At 60.6% G+C, this 17,904-nt stretch carries 16 protein-coding genes; 8 read left to right on the top strand and 8 right to left on the bottom strand.

Going from position 1 to position 17,904, the window contains the following annotated elements; all coding sequences use genetic code 11:
* Positions 1-124: 124 nt before the first annotated feature.
* Both ACWNRM_RS14595 and ACWNRM_RS14590 read right to left on the bottom strand, forming a co-directional pair.
* Positions 125-400, bottom strand: a complete 276-nt coding sequence (locus tag ACWNRM_RS14595; protein ID WP_485171410.1) for a hypothetical protein — start codon at positions 398-400, stop codon at positions 125-127.
* Positions 397-1,335, bottom strand: coding sequence for a VOC family protein (locus ACWNRM_RS14590; protein WP_485171409.1), 939 nt, complete (start codon positions 1,333-1,335; stop codon positions 397-399). The genes ACWNRM_RS14595 and ACWNRM_RS14590 overlap by 4 nt, the downstream gene beginning before the upstream one ends.
* A 173-nt stretch (positions 1,336-1,508) precedes the next feature.
* Between ACWNRM_RS14590 and trxA the strand changes: the two genes are divergently transcribed.
* On the top strand, positions 1,509-1,835 hold the full coding sequence (trxA, locus tag ACWNRM_RS14585) for a thioredoxin TrxA (protein ID WP_031240847.1): 327 nt from the start codon (positions 1,509-1,511) through the stop codon (positions 1,833-1,835).
* 96 nt (positions 1,836-1,931) lie between these two features.
* Here trxA and hpnK read toward each other — a convergent pair whose 3' ends face one another.
* The 4 genes from hpnK to ACWNRM_RS14565 form a co-directional block, all read right to left on the bottom strand.
* The gene (gene hpnK / locus ACWNRM_RS14580) at positions 1,932-2,789 is read right to left on the bottom strand and encodes a hopanoid biosynthesis-associated protein HpnK (protein WP_485171408.1); all 858 of its coding nucleotides are present in this window, start codon (positions 2,787-2,789) and stop codon (positions 1,932-1,934) included.
* Positions 2,790-2,812: 23 nt separating this feature from the next.
* Positions 2,813-4,237: a hopanoid biosynthesis associated radical SAM protein HpnJ gene (gene hpnJ / locus ACWNRM_RS14575; protein WP_485171407.1), complete on the bottom strand. Its 1,425-nt coding sequence runs from the start codon at positions 4,235-4,237 to the stop codon at positions 2,813-2,815.
* 109 nt (positions 4,238-4,346) lie between these two features.
* Positions 4,347-5,510 (bottom strand): bacteriohopanetetrol glucosamine biosynthesis glycosyltransferase HpnI, encoded by a 1,164-nt coding sequence (gene hpnI, locus ACWNRM_RS14570; protein WP_485171411.1) that lies wholly within the window; start codon positions 5,508-5,510, stop codon positions 4,347-4,349.
* A gap of 90 nt (positions 5,511-5,600) precedes the next feature.
* Positions 5,601-6,299: an ABC transporter substrate-binding protein gene (locus ACWNRM_RS14565; RefSeq protein WP_485171406.1), complete on the bottom strand. Its 699-nt coding sequence runs from the start codon at positions 6,297-6,299 to the stop codon at positions 5,601-5,603.
* 541 nt (positions 6,300-6,840) lie between these two features.
* Between ACWNRM_RS14565 and hpnH the strand changes: the two genes are divergently transcribed.
* The 4 genes from hpnH to ACWNRM_RS14545 all read left to right on the top strand — a co-directional run bounded on the left by hpnH (position 6,841) and on the right by ACWNRM_RS14545 (position 11,435).
* Entirely contained in the window at positions 6,841-8,028 is a 1,188-nt protein-coding gene (gene hpnH, locus ACWNRM_RS14560; protein WP_062163765.1) for an adenosyl-hopene transferase HpnH, read from the top strand.
* A gap of 147 nt (positions 8,029-8,175) precedes the next feature.
* The gene (locus ACWNRM_RS14555; protein ID WP_485171405.1) at positions 8,176-9,468 is read left to right on the top strand and encodes a hemolysin family protein; all 1,293 of its coding nucleotides are present in this window, start codon (positions 8,176-8,178) and stop codon (positions 9,466-9,468) included.
* 45 nt (positions 9,469-9,513) lie between these two features.
* Positions 9,514-10,815 carry a hypothetical protein gene (locus ACWNRM_RS14550; protein WP_485171404.1) on the top strand — a complete coding sequence of 434 codons (1,302 nt, stop codon included), beginning with the start codon at positions 9,514-9,516 and terminating at the stop codon, positions 10,813-10,815.
* The gene (locus ACWNRM_RS14545; RefSeq protein ID WP_485171403.1) at positions 10,812-11,435 is read left to right on the top strand and encodes an ATP-binding cassette domain-containing protein; all 624 of its coding nucleotides are present in this window, start codon (positions 10,812-10,814) and stop codon (positions 11,433-11,435) included. The genes ACWNRM_RS14550 and ACWNRM_RS14545 overlap by 4 nt, the downstream gene beginning before the upstream one ends.
* 103 nt (positions 11,436-11,538) lie before the next feature.
* Here ACWNRM_RS14545 and ACWNRM_RS14540 read toward each other — a convergent pair whose 3' ends face one another.
* Entirely contained in the window at positions 11,539-13,545 is a 2,007-nt protein-coding gene (locus ACWNRM_RS14540) for a lytic transglycosylase domain-containing protein (protein ID WP_485171402.1), read from the bottom strand.
* 178 nt (positions 13,546-13,723) lie between these two features.
* Positions 13,724-14,539: a uracil-DNA glycosylase gene (locus ACWNRM_RS14535; protein ID WP_485171401.1), complete on the bottom strand. Its 816-nt coding sequence runs from the start codon at positions 14,537-14,539 to the stop codon at positions 13,724-13,726.
* A 48-nt stretch (positions 14,540-14,587) separates the two neighbouring features.
* Between ACWNRM_RS14535 and ACWNRM_RS14530 the strand changes: the two genes are divergently transcribed.
* From ACWNRM_RS14530 to ACWNRM_RS14520, 3 genes are read left to right on the top strand one after another with little or no spacing between them, the layout of a single operon-like run.
* Entirely contained in the window at positions 14,588-16,450 is a 1,863-nt protein-coding gene (locus ACWNRM_RS14530) for a tetratricopeptide repeat protein (RefSeq protein ID WP_485171400.1), read from the top strand.
* A gap of 8 nt (positions 16,451-16,458) precedes the next feature.
* Positions 16,459-17,361: a 4-(cytidine 5'-diphospho)-2-C-methyl-D-erythritol kinase gene (locus tag ACWNRM_RS14525; protein ID WP_485171399.1), complete on the top strand. Its 903-nt coding sequence runs from the start codon at positions 16,459-16,461 to the stop codon at positions 17,359-17,361.
* A 33-nt stretch (positions 17,362-17,394) separates the two neighbouring features.
* Positions 17,395-17,781 (top strand): hypothetical protein, encoded by a 387-nt coding sequence (locus ACWNRM_RS14520; RefSeq protein WP_485171398.1) that lies wholly within the window; start codon positions 17,395-17,397, stop codon positions 17,779-17,781.
* Positions 17,782-17,904: the final 123 nt, after the last annotated feature.

The raw sequence follows: 17,904 nt of genomic DNA, 5'->3' as shown, positions 1-17,904 counted from the left end.
CGCGTAAATCCAGAGACAGGGTGCGTGACGACATCCAGCGCCGGCCTCCATCCCGGCCGTTACCTTGAATCAGATCACACACAGATTGGGAATCCCAAATGATTCAATCAGCAAAGAAAACGCTCTAATGACGGCGCCAGTCATTACGGTGGTTGTCCCGACGATCCCGATTGTTGTCGTGACGGTTGTCGCGACGGTCGTAATTGCGGCGATAGCCGGGTCCGCCCCAGCCACGGCCAGTATAATGCGGGCCGACCGAGTAGCCATTGTTCCAGCCCTGACGGTTCCAGCCGCCCGGATAGCCGTAATAATCGCCACCGTAATAATCATCGTAGCCGCAGCCGCTCAGGCCGAGGGTGCAAATGGCCAGAAGAGCAAAACAGGCAGAGCATTTCTTCATTGGGGAGCTCCCATTTCCAGCATGTCTTTCTGGGCCTCGATGACGCCGAATACGGCACCGGACGGATCGGCCAGGATAGCGACGATGGCACCATCCCGATCAACATGGGGTGGTACGATGACCTGCCCCCCTAGCGCAGTTGCCCGGTTGGCGGCATCCGCCGTGTCCTGAACCTGGACAAACTGTACCCACCGGGCACGGTCCTTCTGCGTCACACCATCGGGCAGGGTGTTGAGGCTCGCGCGTTCCTTGTCCTGCGAGGCGATGATGTAATGGCTTCCGTTATCGGCTTCAGGTGCTGCCATGACCTTGTAATTGAATAGAAGCTGGTAATATCCCGCCTCCTGTCCGGGGTTCGGGGCCAGCAATGTGGCCCAGGACCAGCTGTTGAGCGCAGGGCTGCCGGGCTGGTCGGCGGGATCGCCCGCCAGGGCACTGAGCCCTGCGTAAATGCCATGCTGCGGGTCGGAAACGATCACCGTCTGACCAAGACCATCAATCTGGCGCGGCCCGAAAAGCACCTTGCCTCCCTGCTGCCGCGTCACACGCGCCACTGTCGCAGTATCGGAGGTCGAGATGAAAGGCATCCAGAATGGGGTATCGCGGTCAGGATGGCGCAGGGCGTGGGCCACCATCGTACCTATGGGCTGAGTACCTGACAGGATCTCGACCCGCGGCGTCTTGCCATCACCGACGGCACGGAAGCTCCAGCCAAAAAGCCGGGAGTAAAACACCTGCGCCTTGGTCAGATCGGGGGTCACCAGCATCGAGAAGACGATCTTGCCAGGCAGAATCCGATGGGTCGCCGGGGCGCTGAGCGGGGTGAAGGGCTGGGTTGGTGCTGGCTGCGCCATGGCGGACGGGATAGCGGCAAGCACGCTGGTGCTGCAGAGCATCCCCACCCAGAGCTTTTGAAAAGCAGATCGTTTGGCCAAGAGAAAATCTCCAGTAACGTTATGACGTTATTGGATAAAACGTCTACCGAAGGTTTGTGTTTCTCCAAATGCTGCGTCTGAGCCTTCACTAGCTCTTGAAGGCTGCGGCCGAACTGCTGATATGTCCCATTCAGGTGGGCCTGTAATGGCTCGCAGCTGTAATGGAGAACAAGATGAGCGAGAACACCGTGGCTGTCAGCGACAGCGGGTTTGACAAGGACGTGCTGCAGGCTGAAGGCCCCGTGCTGGTCGATTTCTGGGCAGAATGGTGCGGCCCCTGCAAGATGATCGCCCCTGCGCTCGACGAGATCGGTGGTGAGTACAAGGGCCGTCTGACGGTTGCCAAGATCAACATCGACGAGAACCCCGAGGCCCCGACGCGCTTTGGCGTTCGCAGCATCCCGACGCTCATGGTCTTCAAGAATGGTGAAGTTGTCGCCCAGAAGACCGGCGCCCTGCCCAAGAGCGCCCTCAAGGCCTGGGTGGATTCCGCCCTCTGAAACGTCCCGCCCTTTCCGGGGAGCCAAATCGGCTTTGTGGAAGGGGCGGTGTATCAGGCGGGCGTAGCAGCCCGTTCTGACACGGACGATACCGGCTCAGGCCGCGTTCAGTGTTTGTTCTGACCAGTCACTCAGCCTGATATTGGCAGAGCGCACAGCCCGGCGAAGCACAGGGCTTACAAGCGCATCGAACTCGCCGCTCTGGTCGTAATCCGGCATGAGTCGGTGCAGCAGGTCATTCTGGCTCAGGGCCGGATGAAAATAGAGTTCTGACAGTCCCTCGGGCAGATGAGGGATCAGTCCCGCTACGCGCCCGGCGCGCATCTGTCCGCTCCAGGCCAGTCCGAAGCAATGATCGTTGGTCGTCATCCCGGCGCGGGCAATCTGATGACGCAGGACATTGCACCAGCGTCGCAGGGCCGCAGCACCCAGTGAATCGAAATGCGTTTCTGCCGCAGCCAGTGGCGCGGGAGGCTCGCAGGGTGTCCGGACATGGCGCAGGCCGTAATGCTGCCCGGTCTCGATCAGAAGCCGCCCTACGGTGGGATGCAGGTGCATGTGCTTGTGGGCATTGGCATGATCGAGGGTGAGCCCCGACGCCACAAAAGCCCGAAACTGCGCCTCGATCTCGCGGGACAGTGCCCGGCGCGCGGCAGGGCGGAAGAAATAGGAGACGCCAAGGCCGAGCTGGCTTGTGCCGAAACGGTCATCAGGGGTGGCGATGGCCGGTATGGTGGCACCGGGCAGGGCGGTATCGCCCTCGATCACCACCAGATGCAGCCCGACCCGCAAATTCGGCAGGCGCCTGGCCCGGCGCACGGCATCCATGCTGGCCGGGCCGGAAACCATGAGGCTGGCCGTCGAGAGCAGCCCGTCACGATGGGCGATCTCGATGGCTTCGTTGACCTCTTCGCTCAGGCCGAAATCATCGGCCGAGATAATCAGACGACGCATGGGAGTAAACGACACCTGAGCGATCAGGCGGCGTTGCGGCCCTTGAGGAACTGGAAGAACTCCACGCCCTCGCGCAGACGGCGCTTCATCATCTGCGGGCTGCGGACCATCTCATTGACGATCGAGGCGATCTTCGGCGCGCGGAAGTAGAACTTGCGGTAGAATTCCTCAACCGAGTTGAAGATCTCGGTGTGCGACAGATGCGGGTAGTGCAACGGGGCAATCTGCACGCCGTTCTCGTCGATCAGCTCGGCTTCTGCTTCGTTGAACCAGCCATTCTCGGTGGCCTGCTTGTGCAGTGCGGTGCCGGGATAGGGGGCTGCCAGCGAAACCTGCAGCGTGTGCGGGTTGATCTCGCGGGCGAACTGGATTGTTTCCTGAATGGTCTCCTTCGTCTCGCCAGGCAGGCCGACGATGAAGGTGCCGTGGATTTTGATGCCCAGCTTGTGGCAGTTCTTGGTGAACTCGCGCGCCACTTCAACGCGCATACCCTTCTTGATGTTGTGAAGGATCTGCTGATTGCCGCTTTCATAGCCGACCAGAAGCAGGCGAAGCCCGTTTTCCTTCATGATCTTGAGCGTTTCGTAGGGCACGTTCGCCTTGGCGTTGCACGACCAGGTAACGCCAAGCTTGCCCATTTCACGCGCAATGGCCTCTGCACGGGGCAGGTCATCAGTGAAGGTGTCGTCATCGAACATGAACTCCTTCACCTGCGGGAAATACTGCTTGGCGAGACGGATCTCGGCAGCCACGTGCTCGGGGCTGCGCGTGCGGTAGCGATGGCCGCCCACCGTCTGCGGCCACAGGCAGAAGGTGCAGCGCGATTTGCAGCCACGGCCCGTATAGATCGAGATGTACGGGTGCATCAGATACCCGATGAAGTAGTCCTCGATCTTCAGGTCGCGCTTGTAGACTTCCGTCACGAAGGGGAGGGAGTCCATGTCCTCGATCATGGCGCGGTCACGATTGGCGATGATCTCGCCATCCTTGTTGCGCCAAGTGATGCCGTCCACGTCCTTCAGGTCGCGGCCTTCGGCAATTTCCTTGATCGTGAAATCGAATTCGTTGCGTGCCACGAAATCGATCGGACTACCCTTGGCCATCGACTCATCCGGCTGCACGGCAACCTTGGCACCCACCATGCCGATCATCAGCTTGGGGTTGGCATCTTTCAGCATCTGCGCCACGCGGACGTCGGAAGCGAAAGACGGCGTTGAGGTGTGCATTACCACCAGGTCGCGATTCATCACGTCCTTGAGGATCGGCTCCATGCCCATACCGGCCGGGGGAGCATCGATCAGGCGTGAGCCCGCGACCATGGCAGCCGGCTGGGCCAGCCAGGTCGGGAACCAGAAGGAACGGATTTCGCGCTTGGCCTGATAGCGCGACCCGGCGCCGCCATCGAAACCATCAAAGGAGGGGGGCTGAAGGAACAGCGTGCGCATCATGATGAAGGCTTCCTCGGTAATAACGGTCGGGTCGTAAGATCCCGTGGGAGTGAAAAATCAGAATTGCCTGACGAATGCCCCTGCATATGGGGCCGAAGCAGCAAAAAGTCTAATCGCCGGGTTCAACGGGTTGGACGGGCGGGGTGACAGGAACGGCACGACGGATATGAAGCGTCTCGCCGCGCCACTCCACCTTCTGGCCTCTGGCGCTGCCCACCATGATGGCTGCCGAGAGCCATTCACGCAGGGGAAAGAGCGCATAGACAACCGGACTGAACTGTCCCACCAGTCGGTCGATAAAGAAGCCAGTGAGGCTGCGGAGCGCCCATACAGACAGGAAAAACCATATTGCCAGGGGCGCATGCCAGAAACATGCCAGCGTGACGCTTGCCCAGAAGAGAGGAAGCTGCATTGCTGAGAGGCCGTAGCCTACGGGCTCGACATTCTTGACCGTCCTGCCCCAACGCAGTTCGTGGTCAATCATGTGGCGGGCCGAGGGCTCGGCTACGGTCGTCCATGTCATGCACGGGGCAATGGCAATCTCCTGCCCGTGTGCACGAACGAGCTGCCCCAGCACGGCGTCATCGGCCACATGGTCCGCGAGGGCAGCAAGGCCGCCAATGCGTTCAAGCGTTGCACGGGTCAACGCCATGGTGGCGCCCAGGCAATCCTGCCGCCCCAGCAGGCGCGACATCATGACACCCGGCATGAAATTATGGTTGATCTGGCTGGCAGCGAACTGACGCACGAGAGTGCGTGTCGCGGCCAGACCTGCATAAACCGTGGTGACAAGCCCGATGCCGTGAGCAGAGAGGGCCTGTACAATGTCCTGCAGATATTCCCGCCGCACATGAATGTCCGAGTCGGATATGATCAGGATGTCATGTTTTGCCGACGGGAACATATTGATCAGATTGGCGATCTTGCGATTGGCCCCATGAGGTGTGCCATCGATTATCAGATCGATATCCCGGTCGGGATACTCCCGCTGAAGGCGACGCACGAGAGCAATGGCAGGATCGTGACCTCGCTGTACCCCAAACACAAGCTGATAGTGTGGGTAATTCTGCTCGCAGAAACTATGCAATGCTTCTTCAAGCAAGGGCTCGTCGCCATACAGGGGTTTGAGCACGGTGACCGGGGCAGACAGAGAGGCAGATGGGGATGGCTGGAGCCGCCGTGCGCGACGCTGGAATGCAGCGATCAGTCCCGCACCGATGACGGATTGTGCGCAGCCGGCGATACTGAGACAGGCTGAGGCATAGCCCAGCATGTCAACCGCACTGGCCCAGTTCAGGGCACGGAGCACGCAGCACCTCTGCCCTGTCCGGGGCCCTTCATCTCTGGCGGCCGGAAGCGCATCTTAGTTGTTCATGAACTTTGCGGTCTTGCGGTTCAGCAGGGTCACCAGCGCATCTGCACCACCGCGCGCCAGGGTCGAGCTGAAATCGGCGCGCTGGGCGGCCACCTGACTGATATGGCCATTCAGCAGGATATCAACGATGCGATAACCACCACCCGAAGGCATCATGACATAGTTGATGGCTGTGGCCGTATCGGAGCCGTCACCAATGGTGGTGTTCACAAGGGTGCTGCCACCGCTGGGCGCAGGGCGCGTGGTCGGGCTGACGGTGAACTTGGCGCTTCCACCCTTTTTGAAGCTCGACACATAACGCGCGATGGTGAACTGACGAAAAGCGGCAAGAAGCTTCGTCTGCTCATCGGCCGATAGGGTGGTGTAACGCATGCCGATCGAATTGTGCAGAACGGTCGACAGGTCGAAAACCTTGTCGATGACAGGGGCCATGATCTGGGCGCGCGCCTCGTTGGAGCCGCTCGATGTGGCCTGGATCTGGCCGAGAGCCACATACAGATCGTTGATCGGCGCAATAGCTGCCGATGATGGCGCTGCCGACTGGGCGAAAGCGGGTGTGGTCATCGTAGCAGAAACGACGGGAGCAGACAGGACCGCCAGCACACCGAGGGCAGCATAACGGGACAGAGCCCCTTTTGACCGCCCGGAAGAGGCGGCTTTGATCATTCTGCTGGTAAGCTGTGTCATGCTGCGTCCTCAAAATCTTCCCGCGCTACGAGCCCTGTGAGGCGGGACCGACATATATCTGGATCCGTAGTGGGAAAACTGGGATGGCTCATATCAATTACAAGTCATCAGAAGCCTGACCACACGGGCATATGTCCGCCATAATGTCGAAAAGTGCAATCTTCTCACTCTTCTTCAATAACGGAGCGTGGGAATGAACGCATCGTTTGGTGTTACGCAACCTGTTTCAGCTTAAAATTTGGTTAGTCATCACGTTATGATGTCGCCAAAATGACACAGCCCGTGCAATGAAACGTCGCAGATGTTGAGATGCAGCCACGGGACGGTGTATAGCCCACGTTTTACCATCCCGTTCGTCTCGTTTCAGGTCTTGTATCGGGTCTGGCACGCCTGTCATAATTCGGGTGTCTTTTTTCCGGATCCACAAGAACCGGCGGGTCTCAACGCCAACGGGTCTCAACGTATGACGTCTGAGTGGCAGGGTCATGGCGCTTTTTTGCGCCGCCAGAGCCTGTCACCTGGTGTAGGAGCATAGAGTTACATGGCCGTTCCATTGATGCAGGCCGTCCGTGTCGGGCGCTATGTGGTCAAGCAGCATCTTCTGGGTCGCAAGCGCTATCCGCTCGTTCTGATGCTCGAACCCCTGTTTCGCTGCAATCTTGCCTGCGCGGGTTGCGGCAAGATCGATTATCCGGCCCAGATCCTGAACCAGCGCCTCAGCCTGCAGGAATGTCTGGATGCCGACGCCGAAGCCGACGCCCCCGTCATTGCCATCGCTGGCGGTGAACCTCTCCTGCACAAGGAGATGCCCGAGATCGTCAAGGGTCTGACGGCGCGCAAGAAATACGTCTATCTCTGCACGAACGGTCTTCTGCTCGAGAAGAAGCTCGACGATTACGAGCCGAACCCGTTCTTCTCGTGGGATATCCATCTCGATGGCGACAAGGCGATGCACGACTCGTCCGTCTGCCAGGAAGGCGTGTACGAGCGTGCGGTCGCTGCCATCCGCAAGGCGAAGGAGCGCGGCTTCCGCGTCTCGATCAACTGCACGCTGTTCGACGGTGCGCAGCCCGAGCGCGTGGCGCGGTTCTTTGATGAGGTCATGGCGCTTGGCGTTGATGGCGTCATGACGGCACCGGGTTACGCCTATGAGCGTGCACCCGATCAGGAGCACTTCCTGAACCGCCAGAAGACCAAGCAGCTCTTCCGTGACATCTTCCGTCTGGGCAAGGGCAAGAAGTGGCGCTTCACGCAGTCGCCGCTCTTCCTGAACTTCCTGGCTGGCAACGAGAACTATCACTGCACACCCTGGGGCAAGCCCCTGCGTACCGTGTTTGGCTGGCAGCGTCCCTGCTACCTGCTGGGTGAAGGCTATGCCAAGACGTTCAAGGAACTGATGGACGATACGGCTTGGGAACAGTACGGCACCGGCGCTTATGAAAAATGCGCGGATTGCATGGTTCATTCAGGCTACGAATCCACAGCTGTCATGGATGCAGTCAAGCGCCCCTGGCATATCGCCAAGGTTGCGCTGTTCGGCCCTGAGACCGAAAAGCCCATGGTCCCCGAGATCTCGCTCGAGAACCAGCGCCCGGCGGAATACAAGTATGAGGCTCAGGTGGCTGAGCAGGTAACGCTGCTTGAGTCCCGCAAGCCGGCCCGTGGCCCGCGTGTACGCGTGCACAAGGCCGAGGAAAAGCCGGTCGAGGTCGCTGACGCCGCTGACTGAAGGGCGATGCGCCCGGACCATTCTCGATAGGGCAGGGCAACCCTGCCCTGCGTACTGGTCAAGACAGGCGTGAGCGCCTTATCCTGAAAGGGCGGACATACGGCATGTATGTCCGCCTTTTTTCTTTTTCTCTGAACGAAGGGCGCCATGCTCACCCCCATTCTGGTCATCTGCCTTCTCATTGCCCTGAACAGCATTTTCGCCATGGGTGAAATGGCGCTGATCTCGGCCAAGCGGCCGCGGCTTGCGGCGCTGGTCAAGCGTGGGGTGCGTGGCGCAGAGCGGGCGTTGCGCCTGGCTGATGAGCCGCATGCCTTTCTGCCCACCGTGCAGATCGGCATGACGCTTGTCTCGATTCTCGAAGGCGCCTTCGGCGGCAGTCAGATTGAAGAGGATCTGGCCCTGCTGATACGACGCAGCGACATGCTGCGGCCCTTCGCCAATGAGTTGTCGATCGGCATTGTGGTGATGGCCATTACCTTCGCCATGCTGGTGTTCGGCGAACTCGTGCCCAAGCAACTGGCGCTTCAGCAGCCCGAAAAAATAGCGGCACGGCTTTCCTTCATCCTATCTACCCTGCTCACCATTTCACGCCCTATCGTGGCCCTGCTGAGCGGCACATCGAATCTCGTGCTGCGCGTATTCGGGGTGGGCGGCCTGACCCGTGCCGCCATTACCGAGGAGGAGCTGCGCGCCATTCTGGCAGAAGGTGCCCAGGCCGGGGTGCTGGAGACCGAAGAGCGAATCATGATCGAGCGCCTGCTTCGTCTGGCTGATCGTCCTGTGCGTGCCATCATGACCCCGCGTAACGAGTTGTTCTGGGTCGACCGGCACGCAAGCCGCGATGCACTGATCGTGAAGCTGCGCCAATCCACCTACACACGTATTCTCGTCTGCGAGGGCGATGTAGATCATCCTGTGGGTGTGGTGCTGGCCAAGGATCTGATGGATCGTCTGCTTCAGGGGCTGCCGATTTCCATTGAGGCGGCCCTGCGCCAGCCCATCGTGGTGCCGGACAGCCTGACGGCACAGGACATGATCGAGCGGATGCGCGGCGAGCGTCTCGGCATTGCCTTTGTGCTTGATGAATACGGCTCATTCGAGGGCATCGTGACACCGTCTGATATCTTCGAGGCGATCGTGGGCGATGAAAGCGCCGAGAAGAACAAGACCGAGCGCGAGAATCCGCAGCAGCGCGACGAATATGTGCTCGATGGTTTCATGCCTGCCGATGAGGTGCGCTCGGTGCTGGATCTGCCCGATCTGCCGGCTGCAGGCAGTTATCATACGCTGGCCGGGGCCATTCTTGCCCTGCTGCGCCGCGTCCCCGCCAAGGGTGACAAGGTGGTTTTTGCGGGGTGGCTGTTCGAGGTGGTGGAAATGGAACAGCGCCGCGTGACCAAGGTGCGCGCAAGCCGTCAGGTTCTGGCTGAAAACTGAGGGTCAGTGTCGCGCTCTGACCTCTAAATGGCGTGAGGGAAGAATGTGACGACAGAGCACGCGACACCGTCCTCTTCCCATTCGGCGAAATCCCTTCCGACGCGCATGGCTGTCGCCCCTTACAGCCTTTCTGCCTTCTTTCGCCCGAGGCTGCGTTATCTGCTGCATGCTGGCAAGGCGCGTCTCATGCAGCGCTGGCTCGTGCTGCTTGTCATTGTTTTCCTTTCCCCGGCCCTGCCAATCGTCGCCCTATTGGTGCGGGCGGCGCATTTCATGGTTTTCCTTTTCGCCACGCCGGGCGTTTTTCCGAAGGCAATCGGCCTGCATCTCGGGGCAATGGTTTTCGCGCAGATCAGCGCCCTGCTCTGGGTGGAGGGGCTGCGGCCGATCCTGCGTGGCGGACCCTTTCGCGGCTATCTGGACAGTCTGCCCATCACACTGCGCGAGCGTCTGGCGATTGCCGCAGGGCTTGCCTGCCTGCTCGACCTTCCCCTGCTGCTGCCTCTGCCGGTCGGCCTTGTGCTGATCGGTCTGAAGGCCCCGATGGTTGTTCTACTCTATATAATGAGAGGCCTGGTTTTTACGGGGCTGACCATCATGGTGCAGGCCGCTCGTATCGAAGCTGCGCCAGTTCTGATGCTCTTCGTCCTGATGGCCGATGCAGCACTCGCGATGGCGTGTAGTATGGCGGCGTCTGGCGTCGCCCTGTCGATGCTCGTCTTGCCAGTTCTCATTGCCGGGGCAGGCCTGCGCCTGAGTGCGCGTCTGGAGGACTGGAACGGCGCCGCGCGGTACGCACGACGGGTCTCATCGTTTCCCCTCGAAGGGCTGAGCCGCCTGAACCCGATCCTGCGTCTGCAGATACGGTGCTGTATCGAGCGCGGTAACACAACGCCCGGTGTCATGCTGATCGTCTGGGTCCTGCCGGTTGCTTTATGGGCGCTTCTGCACGGCTTTGACTACGATTTTCGCTCCATGCCCGTCGAGATCGTGGCCATGGGGCTCATCGCGCAAGGTAGTCTGGTGCCTTTCGCTGCGCTTGCCGAAGCGCATGAACAGGCCACGGGATTCTGTCTGGCCTTGCCTCTGCCGCGGTTCTTCTGGGTCAGAAGCGATATTGACCTCGTGGTCGGTTTGTTTGTGATCCCGGGGCTGCTCTGTCTGCTGCCTCTCGTGCTGCATGGACTGATCTCGCTGCTGGGCGCGCTCCTCGTGCTCGCCTCCTATCTGTTGCTGGTTTCGGCGCTGAGAGCGACCATTCCGATTGATCCACGCTGGCGGCCCATGCCTGCGCTCGCCCTTTCTGCGCTATGGATTTCAGTCATCCTCTTCGGGGCTTTCGCATGACCGATAGACTGCTCTGCACCGACCTTGAGATGGCCTATCAGGGACGGCCCATATTCTCTTCAGTGACCTTCGCACTGGGTGTGGGTCTGTATGGGCTTTGGGGCGGCAACGGCACGGGGAAATCTACCCTGCTTCGTGGTTTGTCCGGGGTCGCAAAACCGCAGAAGGGCCGGGTGATGATCGCGGGCCATGACCTCGCACACCAGTCTGTCGCAGCCAAATCATGCCTTGCCTATGTTCCGGACGAAGGGGCGGTTTATCCGTTCATGACCGGGCGTGACCTCATGGCCCTGTGCGCCTGGGCACGCAAGGCGCCCGATGTCTCGCCTGATCTGATCGAGGGGTTCGGTCTCACGCAGCATCTCGACAAGCGCTATGACGCGCTGTCGCTCGGAACGCGGCGCAAGATGCTCATCGCCTCGGCTTTCATAGGCACACCGCAGTTATTATTGATGGATGAGCCGGGTAACGGGCTCGATGCGGCCTCACGCGATTATCTGATGACGCTGCTGGCAGAAAAAGCGCGGTCGGCCTGTATCCTGCTCTCGTCCCATGACAGCCTCTTTCTCGAGGCGCTTGGTGCGCGGATCATCAGAATGGAAACGCTGGGAAAAGACTGAGGGCGACGCCGTGCTCCGGCATCGCCCTTGTCGTGATCTGCTTACCTGCCTGAGGCAGGCATCATGTCGTGGAGGTCAGGAGACGCCGGACGACCTTCGACCTTCAGTGATAGGTCACCGGCCTTGCGCTGGCGATTTCCTGTTCCTCGGCGAAGGCTGGCCACTGGGCGTGGGCCAGAGCATGGAGCGACGGCGCAGGCAGGCCGAGCTTGTCGGCATAGATCCAAAGATAGGTCAAAGCGTGATGGACATAGTCACGCGTCTCACCGTTGGGGAGAAGTTCCATGAAGAGAAGCGGATCATGGGCCAGCTCTGCCTCGTGGGGCGTACCGCTTTCCCAGCGCGCGATGGCACCCGGCCCGGCATTGTAGGAGGCAAGGGTGTGGATCAGATCGCCGCCCTTGGGTGCTGTATCGGAACGCTCCGAAAGGCCAGCCAGATATTGAACGTAAAGCTGGCCGATCTCGAGATTGACCGCCGGGTTATGCAGGCGACCGACCATATCGGCCGGGACGTTGATGATCGCGACGCCGTGAGAGTCGAGAGCGGGTTTGGGGCCGCTTACAAAGCTCGCCGTCAGGGGGCGGATCTGCATCAGACCATGCGCGCCGGCACTCGATGAAGCCTTCGGATCGAAATTCGATTCCAGCCGCGTCAGGGCATAGACGAGCGCCGGATCCATCCTGAAACCATGACGTGGCGAAAGCTGCGGGGTGGGGAAGCCGGCCAGATGGGCTGGACGCCCGTCGCGTGACCCAAGGATGGTGGCAATCTGCTCTGACAGGTCATGCAGTCCGGCCGCAGCGGCAACCAGCTGCACGGAATGGCACAGCGCGGTGTCCGAGACGATATCGGGCCACATGCGACGCAGCAGGGCTTCCGCTCGGGCCGTTTCGCCAATCTGGAGCAGGGCGAACAAGCGCGGTCCCTGCGGCGTGGCAGCGACGGCATCGATATCGATTTCGCCCATTACCGGGATCGGATTCTGGAGCGCGGTCTCATCTGACTGAAGCGCCGTAGCATTCCCTGTCTGGGGATCCTCTGCGCTGGCAGCGATCTTGCCAGCATGATGCAGCCCGAGCGTTTGTCTGGCCAGGATGCCATAGAATGTCCCGGGTTCAGCTGCAGCGCGCTGCAACCACGACGTTGCCAGAGTGGCAGGGCCTGGCAGATGACGGTGCACGCGAGCAGCCCAGTAGGCGCTGGCAGCGCGAATGTCGTTATTGGTCGTCCGGGCGCGTGAGGCCTGCTCGAAAAGCTGGGCGGCATCGCTCAGTTCGCCCTGACGCCAGGCGGCAAGGCCAGCCACGTAACCGGCATAGCCAAGCTGGCTTTCGCTTTGGGCAAACCCTTTTCGGGCAGTTTGCAGGGCAAAGCCGGTTTCACCGGCACTCAACATGCCCAGAGCGACTTCCGCCTTGAGCTGCGCCGCATAGAGCGGCGTCATGCCTGGGGTGGAATCGATAAGTTTGACAGCGCTCTGCCCCCCCTTGAGCCCCCACGAAACACGCTCGCTCACGGTGCGGTCCAGCAGGGGATTACGGTTGAGAAGGTGAGAAAGCGGGTCTGTCGTCCCCGTCGTTGCGTTTGACGCGGTATCTGAAGGGGCAAGAGATGTTGGAAAATTCTGCAGGGTCACGCTGCCTTTGGGGCTGAGTGAGACCAGCAGGCTCTGTATGGCACCTGCATCGGCAAGGCTCGAAAAGGTCTTGAGCCACAGGCGCAGTTGTACCGGCTGTGGGTGATAGGCTGGGTTGAGATAGCGCTCCGCCAGAAGGTCACCCATCAGGATGCCGTCATGAGCAGCACGGGAGCGGGCAATGGCGGTCTCGAAATCACCGGCGCGCTGGGCGCGGAACGCCTCTTTCAGAAGCGCAGCATCTGACGCGGAAAGGGGATGGGGAAGACCATTTGAACCCCCGGACGTGTAGGATCGCGGCGTTGCAAACGCCGTTTCCTCACTCTGGGTGTTGTCATGATCGGCAGGGTTGAGCGTCGGTTTGCTTTCCTGGGCACGGAGCGGGTTGAACGTCGCTCCCGCCACAAGCACTGCGCACAGCATGAAAGCACGGGCGCTGTTACTCGACGCGAAATAAGAAATTCCTCGCATGGTGGAGATGCTCGTAGCCTCTCCTGCACATCAAAGCAAGAGTTGCCAAAAGGGCACACCAGAGGAGTTCGCTATTTTAGGATTAATTATCGAATTCCACCAGAGGGATGCAGGCAAAAAACCGCGTTTTTCCGGGTAAAAATTGATTTTTTTTATAAAGCCTCCGCAACTGTCTGTGTCATCTCGCGCCATCCAGGCTTTCTGCTACGAAAACAAGGTCTTTCCACATCTCACGACGGGCGCGTGCACTGGCGATCATCTGTTGTGGATGCTGGAGGACAAGCGCCTGAACCTCATGGCCGGTGTCGATTCGCAGGCTGATCCATGTACCGCGTGACCGGGCGACGCTGGCCTGTTCGTCCACGAGGATTCGCAAGGGGGTCGGCCCCAGTAGTATCAATCGCTCAGGACGTGCCCGGGCAATGACCGCATTGAGGAGGGCACGACATTCGCGCCCTTCGATGGCCGAGACGGTGCGGCCGCCTGGCGGGCGCCAGGGCAGGGCCGGGGCCTGGGAGATCTCGTTTCGCGCCAGGCCGATGCTGGGCAGGATCATGTCGAGCAGTCTGCCGGTTTCTCCAGCGAAGACGTCGCCCGAGCGATCCTCATCCGCATCCGGGGCATCACCGATCAGCATCAGCTTTGCGCCGGGCACGATATGGGGCCGGACACTGGTCGAAGCGGTACGTGACAGGGCGCAGTCGGGAAATGCCTCGACACCCCACAGCCGCGCCGTTTCAGGGTCGACCGGTGCAGCGCGGGCAGTGACGGCGGGTTGGATGTTGCGTTGTACGCTGCCCTGCGCGTGACCATCTGCACGGGTATTGCCAGTAGCGGAAGGACGCCTTGGCGGTCGTGTCGTGAGGGAGGCAGGGCGATCGAGTCTCTGGGGCGGGCTCTCGTCCAGAAGGCAATCCACCCCCCACTCCCGGTAGAGCTCCATCAGGGCGAGAATTTCGGATCGGTCCTGATCGGACAGGCAAAGGGGCATCATATCTTATCAGTTTGGTGTCTGCTCGCGTTCAGTCTAGATTGCCGCACGATGCAAACCAAGCACTCTCCGTTCCGGCGTTTTCTTCTCGCCTGTCTCACAACGGCGCCCCTCGTGTTGGCGTCCGGGACTGCCGCGCTTGCAGCCGGGGCGGTAGTATCCGCCCGCGATCAGCAGGCCGGCGCCCTGCAGATGCGTGAGGTCGCGGCGCCCAGATGGTCACTGACAGGCGGCCTGCTGGGTGGCATTGTGTCGGTTCAGCGCAACAATGTGCCTGATGCGGCTCAGGCATTGTTTGACGTTGTCATGCATGGCTATCGTGAGCCGGATTTCATGCTCATGGCGCTCCGCTACAATGCAATGAATGCCGGGGCGGAGGCTGCGGATCAGGCTTTGACACTGGCCCGGCTCATGCCTGAGGAGAGCCTGTCGCGCATTGTGATGGGCACAGCGGCCTTTCGTGACAGGCAATGGAAAAAAGCGAGCGCCTATTTCTCGCTGCACAGCAAGGCCCCTCAGGGATTTCTGCGTCTGGCGGGGCAGGGATTGCTCGACTGGTGTCAGTACGGGGCTTCTCCTGCGCAGGATGATGCTGACAGCTCTGCACAACCTGCGGCATTGCGCGATCCGGTTGCTTATCTGGCCCTGCTGCAACAGGCGCGCATCGCCGCGCTGCGCAATGAGGCGCGTACCGATGAGCTGTTTGCCCGGCTGGATGGGGCTGCTGCGGCCATACCGCCGCTTCTGCGCGTGCAGACCATGCAGTTCGAGGCCGATTGGCTGGCCTTCAGACATCATGACGATGCCGCCATGAAAAGGCTGCATCAGGTAGGTGAGGTGCTTCCGGCGTTCCAGCTCGTGGCTGACCGTCTGCGTCCTCAAAATCTGGGGACGGGGTTCGATCCCTCTCAGGGGCTTGCAGAATTCTATATCGGCATCACGACTCTTCTTGGCGATACGACGGGTCGTGATCATGCCGAGGGTGGGTCTGCCGGCTCGTCTGATCAGGCAGAGCAGAGTGACGACAAGCTGAAGGATATCCGTCAGCTCAAGATCCTGCTGCTGCGTCAGGCCCTCCTGCTCCGGCCGGATCTGACTCTGGCCAAGATCCTGCTGGCTGAGGAGCTTCGCAACGATGGGCAGGCCGATCTGGCCCAGACGGCGCTTGACCATGTGGCAGATAATGATCCCCTGGCGCCGCTCTCGGATCATGCCCAGGCTCAGATTGCCCTGAAGCGCCATGACCTCAAGGCAGCGCTGCACGCGCTTGACCGTGTGGCGAAGGCCAATCCGGACAATCCTGATATCCTCAACGAGCTTGGCGCCACGCAGGACCAGCTTGGCCAGTATCAGGCAGCAGTGGATACTTACACGCGGGCCATCAACCATGTCAGCGTCATGCAGGCGCGGGTCTGGCCTCTTCTTCTCGGGCGCGCCATGGCCTGGGATCATATGGGTCGGCGTGACAAGGCCCAGGCCGATCTGGACCGTGCCCTTGCCCTTGCGCCTTCTGAGCCTGTGCTGCTCAATTATGCGGGCTATTCGGACGTGCTTCATGGCGAGCGCCCGGAACAGGCCCTCAAGCTGCTGCATCATGCCATGGACCTTGCGCCGGATGACGCCGAGATACGTGACAGCTATGCCTGGGCGCTTCTCAAGCAGAATGGTGATCTGGCGCAGGCGCTTCCGCTTCTGCTCTCCGCCGTCAATGCCGCGCCGGGCGACGCCGAAATCGCGTATCATCTGGGCGTAGCCTACTGGTATCAGGGGCGCCAGCTCGAAGCGCGCGACCAATGGAGCCAGGCGCTCAACAACAAGCCCGAGCCGGAAACGAAGGCCCTGATCGAGGCTGCGCTCGCCAAGGGGCCTGATCTGCCTGTTCTGCGTGGTCGGCCCATCCCCCCGTCACGATGAGACAGACCATGAGCCCAGACGGCATGACCCCCGATCACTCCAGCGCTCGCGCCAAGATCAACCTGTTTCTCCATGTCACGGGGCGACGTGAAAACGGTTACCATGAGCTGGATTCGCTGGCCGTTTTTGCAGACACGGCCGATCGTCTGGTTCTGGAGGCACCGGCTTTACCCGGCGAAAAAGGCCGTCTGGTCATTGACGGGCCCTTCGGGGCCGGGCTGGATGCCGGTCCCGATAATTTGGTGCTCCGTGCCGCCGCGGCCTTGCGCGAAGCTGCCGCGGTGCCATCCACGACCCCTGACTGGCATATGCGCCTGACCAAGAACCTCCCTGTCGCTTCGGGCATCGGCGGTGGCTCGGCCGACGCTGCTGCTGTACTTCGCCTTCTCTCTCAGGCATGGTCGTGTGAATCGGCTGATCTCGCCACGGTTGCGGCAGGGCTGGGGGCTGATGTGCCTGTCTGTCTGGCCCAGAAGACCCAGCGTATGCAGGGTATCGGCGAAAGACTGGCTACAGCCCCCGCCCTGCCCCGTTGCGCCATGCTGCTGGTCAACCCCGGTATTGCGGTGCCAACGCCCGCCGTATTCAAGGCGTGGAAGGAATCAGGGGCAGGGTTTCGCCCACAGGCCATTCTGCCAGCGCGCTGGGATGATGCGCGCGCCATGTGCGCGGCTCTGGAAGCGACGTCCAACGACCTTCAGCCTCCTGCAATCGCGCTTTTTCCTGTCATCGGTGATGTCCTGGATGCGCTTGCCGCGACCGGTTCCTGTCTGTTTTCACGTATGAGCGGCTCGGGAGCAACCTGTTTCGGACTGTTCGAGGATCTGCCGGACGCGATACATGCCGCCACCAGCCTGCGCCGCCGTGGATGGTGGGCCGAGGCCGGATGGATCCATACCGTGTCAAGCTGATCTGAAAACCCGGGATAAGGGAGAGAGCGTGCAATGGGCGCAAGAATGCAGGTTGTGCAGAAAGAGGATGGTACGGGCGCGACATTGCGCTTTCTCGAAGGTAGCGGTCTGGATGGTGAGATCAATCTTACCCTTGATCAACTCAGCCAACTTATTGCCAGCCTGGGACGGGTGCGCTTTGCCATGATGGCAGGGCAGAATCAGCCGCCTATCGGTAACGCACCTTTCCTGCCCGTTTATAACACGAACTGGGCCTTGCAGATCGATGCCCTGACCGAAGGCTCTACGCTGGCGTTTCAGCACCCGGCTTTCGGGCCTGTCGGGCTGGTGTTTGGACCGGAAGATGCCGAAAAACTGGTGAATGGTCTGAAACACCACCGCGCAATCATGTCGACCAATACGAGCCGTCGGCCAAGCTAGAGCGTTTTCTTTGCTGATTGAATCATTTGGGATTCCCAATCTGTGTGTGATCTGATTCAAGGTGACAGCCGGGATGGAGGTCGGCGCTGGATGTCGTCACGCACCCTGTCTCTGGATCTACGT

The organism is Asaia sp. A2 (assembly GCF_057319415.1).
The sequence above is the reverse complement of the archived record's forward strand: the minus strand, read 5'-3'. Positions and strand labels throughout refer to the sequence as shown.

Bases quoted from the DNA above. Each gene is read 5' to 3' on its own strand.
- ACWNRM_RS14595 (WP_485171410.1), bottom strand. From the start codon at position 400: ATGAAGAAATGCTCTGCCTGTTTTGCTCTTCTGGCCATTTGCACCCTC.
- trxA (WP_031240847.1), top strand. From the start codon at position 1,509: ATGAGCGAGAACACCGTGGCTGTCAGCGACAGCGGGTTTGACAAGGAC.
- hpnK (WP_485171408.1), bottom strand. From the start codon at position 2,789: ATGCGTCGTCTGATTATCTCGGCCGATGATTTCGGCCTGAGCGAAGAG.
- hpnJ (WP_485171407.1), bottom strand. From the start codon at position 4,237: ATGATGCGCACGCTGTTCCTTCAGCCCCCCTCCTTTGATGGTTTCGAT.
- hpnI (WP_485171411.1), bottom strand. From the start codon at position 5,510: ATGCTGGGCTATGCCTCAGCCTGTCTCAGTATCGCCGGCTGCGCACAA.
- ACWNRM_RS14565 (WP_485171406.1), bottom strand. From the start codon at position 6,299: ATGACACAGCTTACCAGCAGAATGATCAAAGCCGCCTCTTCCGGGCGG.
- hpnH (WP_062163765.1), top strand. From the start codon at position 6,841: ATGGCCGTTCCATTGATGCAGGCCGTCCGTGTCGGGCGCTATGTGGTC.
- ACWNRM_RS14555 (WP_485171405.1), top strand. From the start codon at position 8,176: ATGCTCACCCCCATTCTGGTCATCTGCCTTCTCATTGCCCTGAACAGC.
- ACWNRM_RS14545 (WP_485171403.1), top strand. From the start codon at position 10,812: ATGACCGATAGACTGCTCTGCACCGACCTTGAGATGGCCTATCAGGGA.
- ACWNRM_RS14540 (WP_485171402.1), bottom strand. From the start codon at position 13,545: ATGCGAGGAATTTCTTATTTCGCGTCGAGTAACAGCGCCCGTGCTTTC.
- ACWNRM_RS14535 (WP_485171401.1), bottom strand. From the start codon at position 14,539: ATGATGCCCCTTTGCCTGTCCGATCAGGACCGATCCGAAATTCTCGCC.
- ACWNRM_RS14530 (WP_485171400.1), top strand. From the start codon at position 14,588: ATGCAAACCAAGCACTCTCCGTTCCGGCGTTTTCTTCTCGCCTGTCTC.
- ACWNRM_RS14525 (WP_485171399.1), top strand. From the start codon at position 16,459: ATGAGCCCAGACGGCATGACCCCCGATCACTCCAGCGCTCGCGCCAAG.
- ACWNRM_RS14520 (WP_485171398.1), top strand. From the start codon at position 17,395: ATGGGCGCAAGAATGCAGGTTGTGCAGAAAGAGGATGGTACGGGCGCG.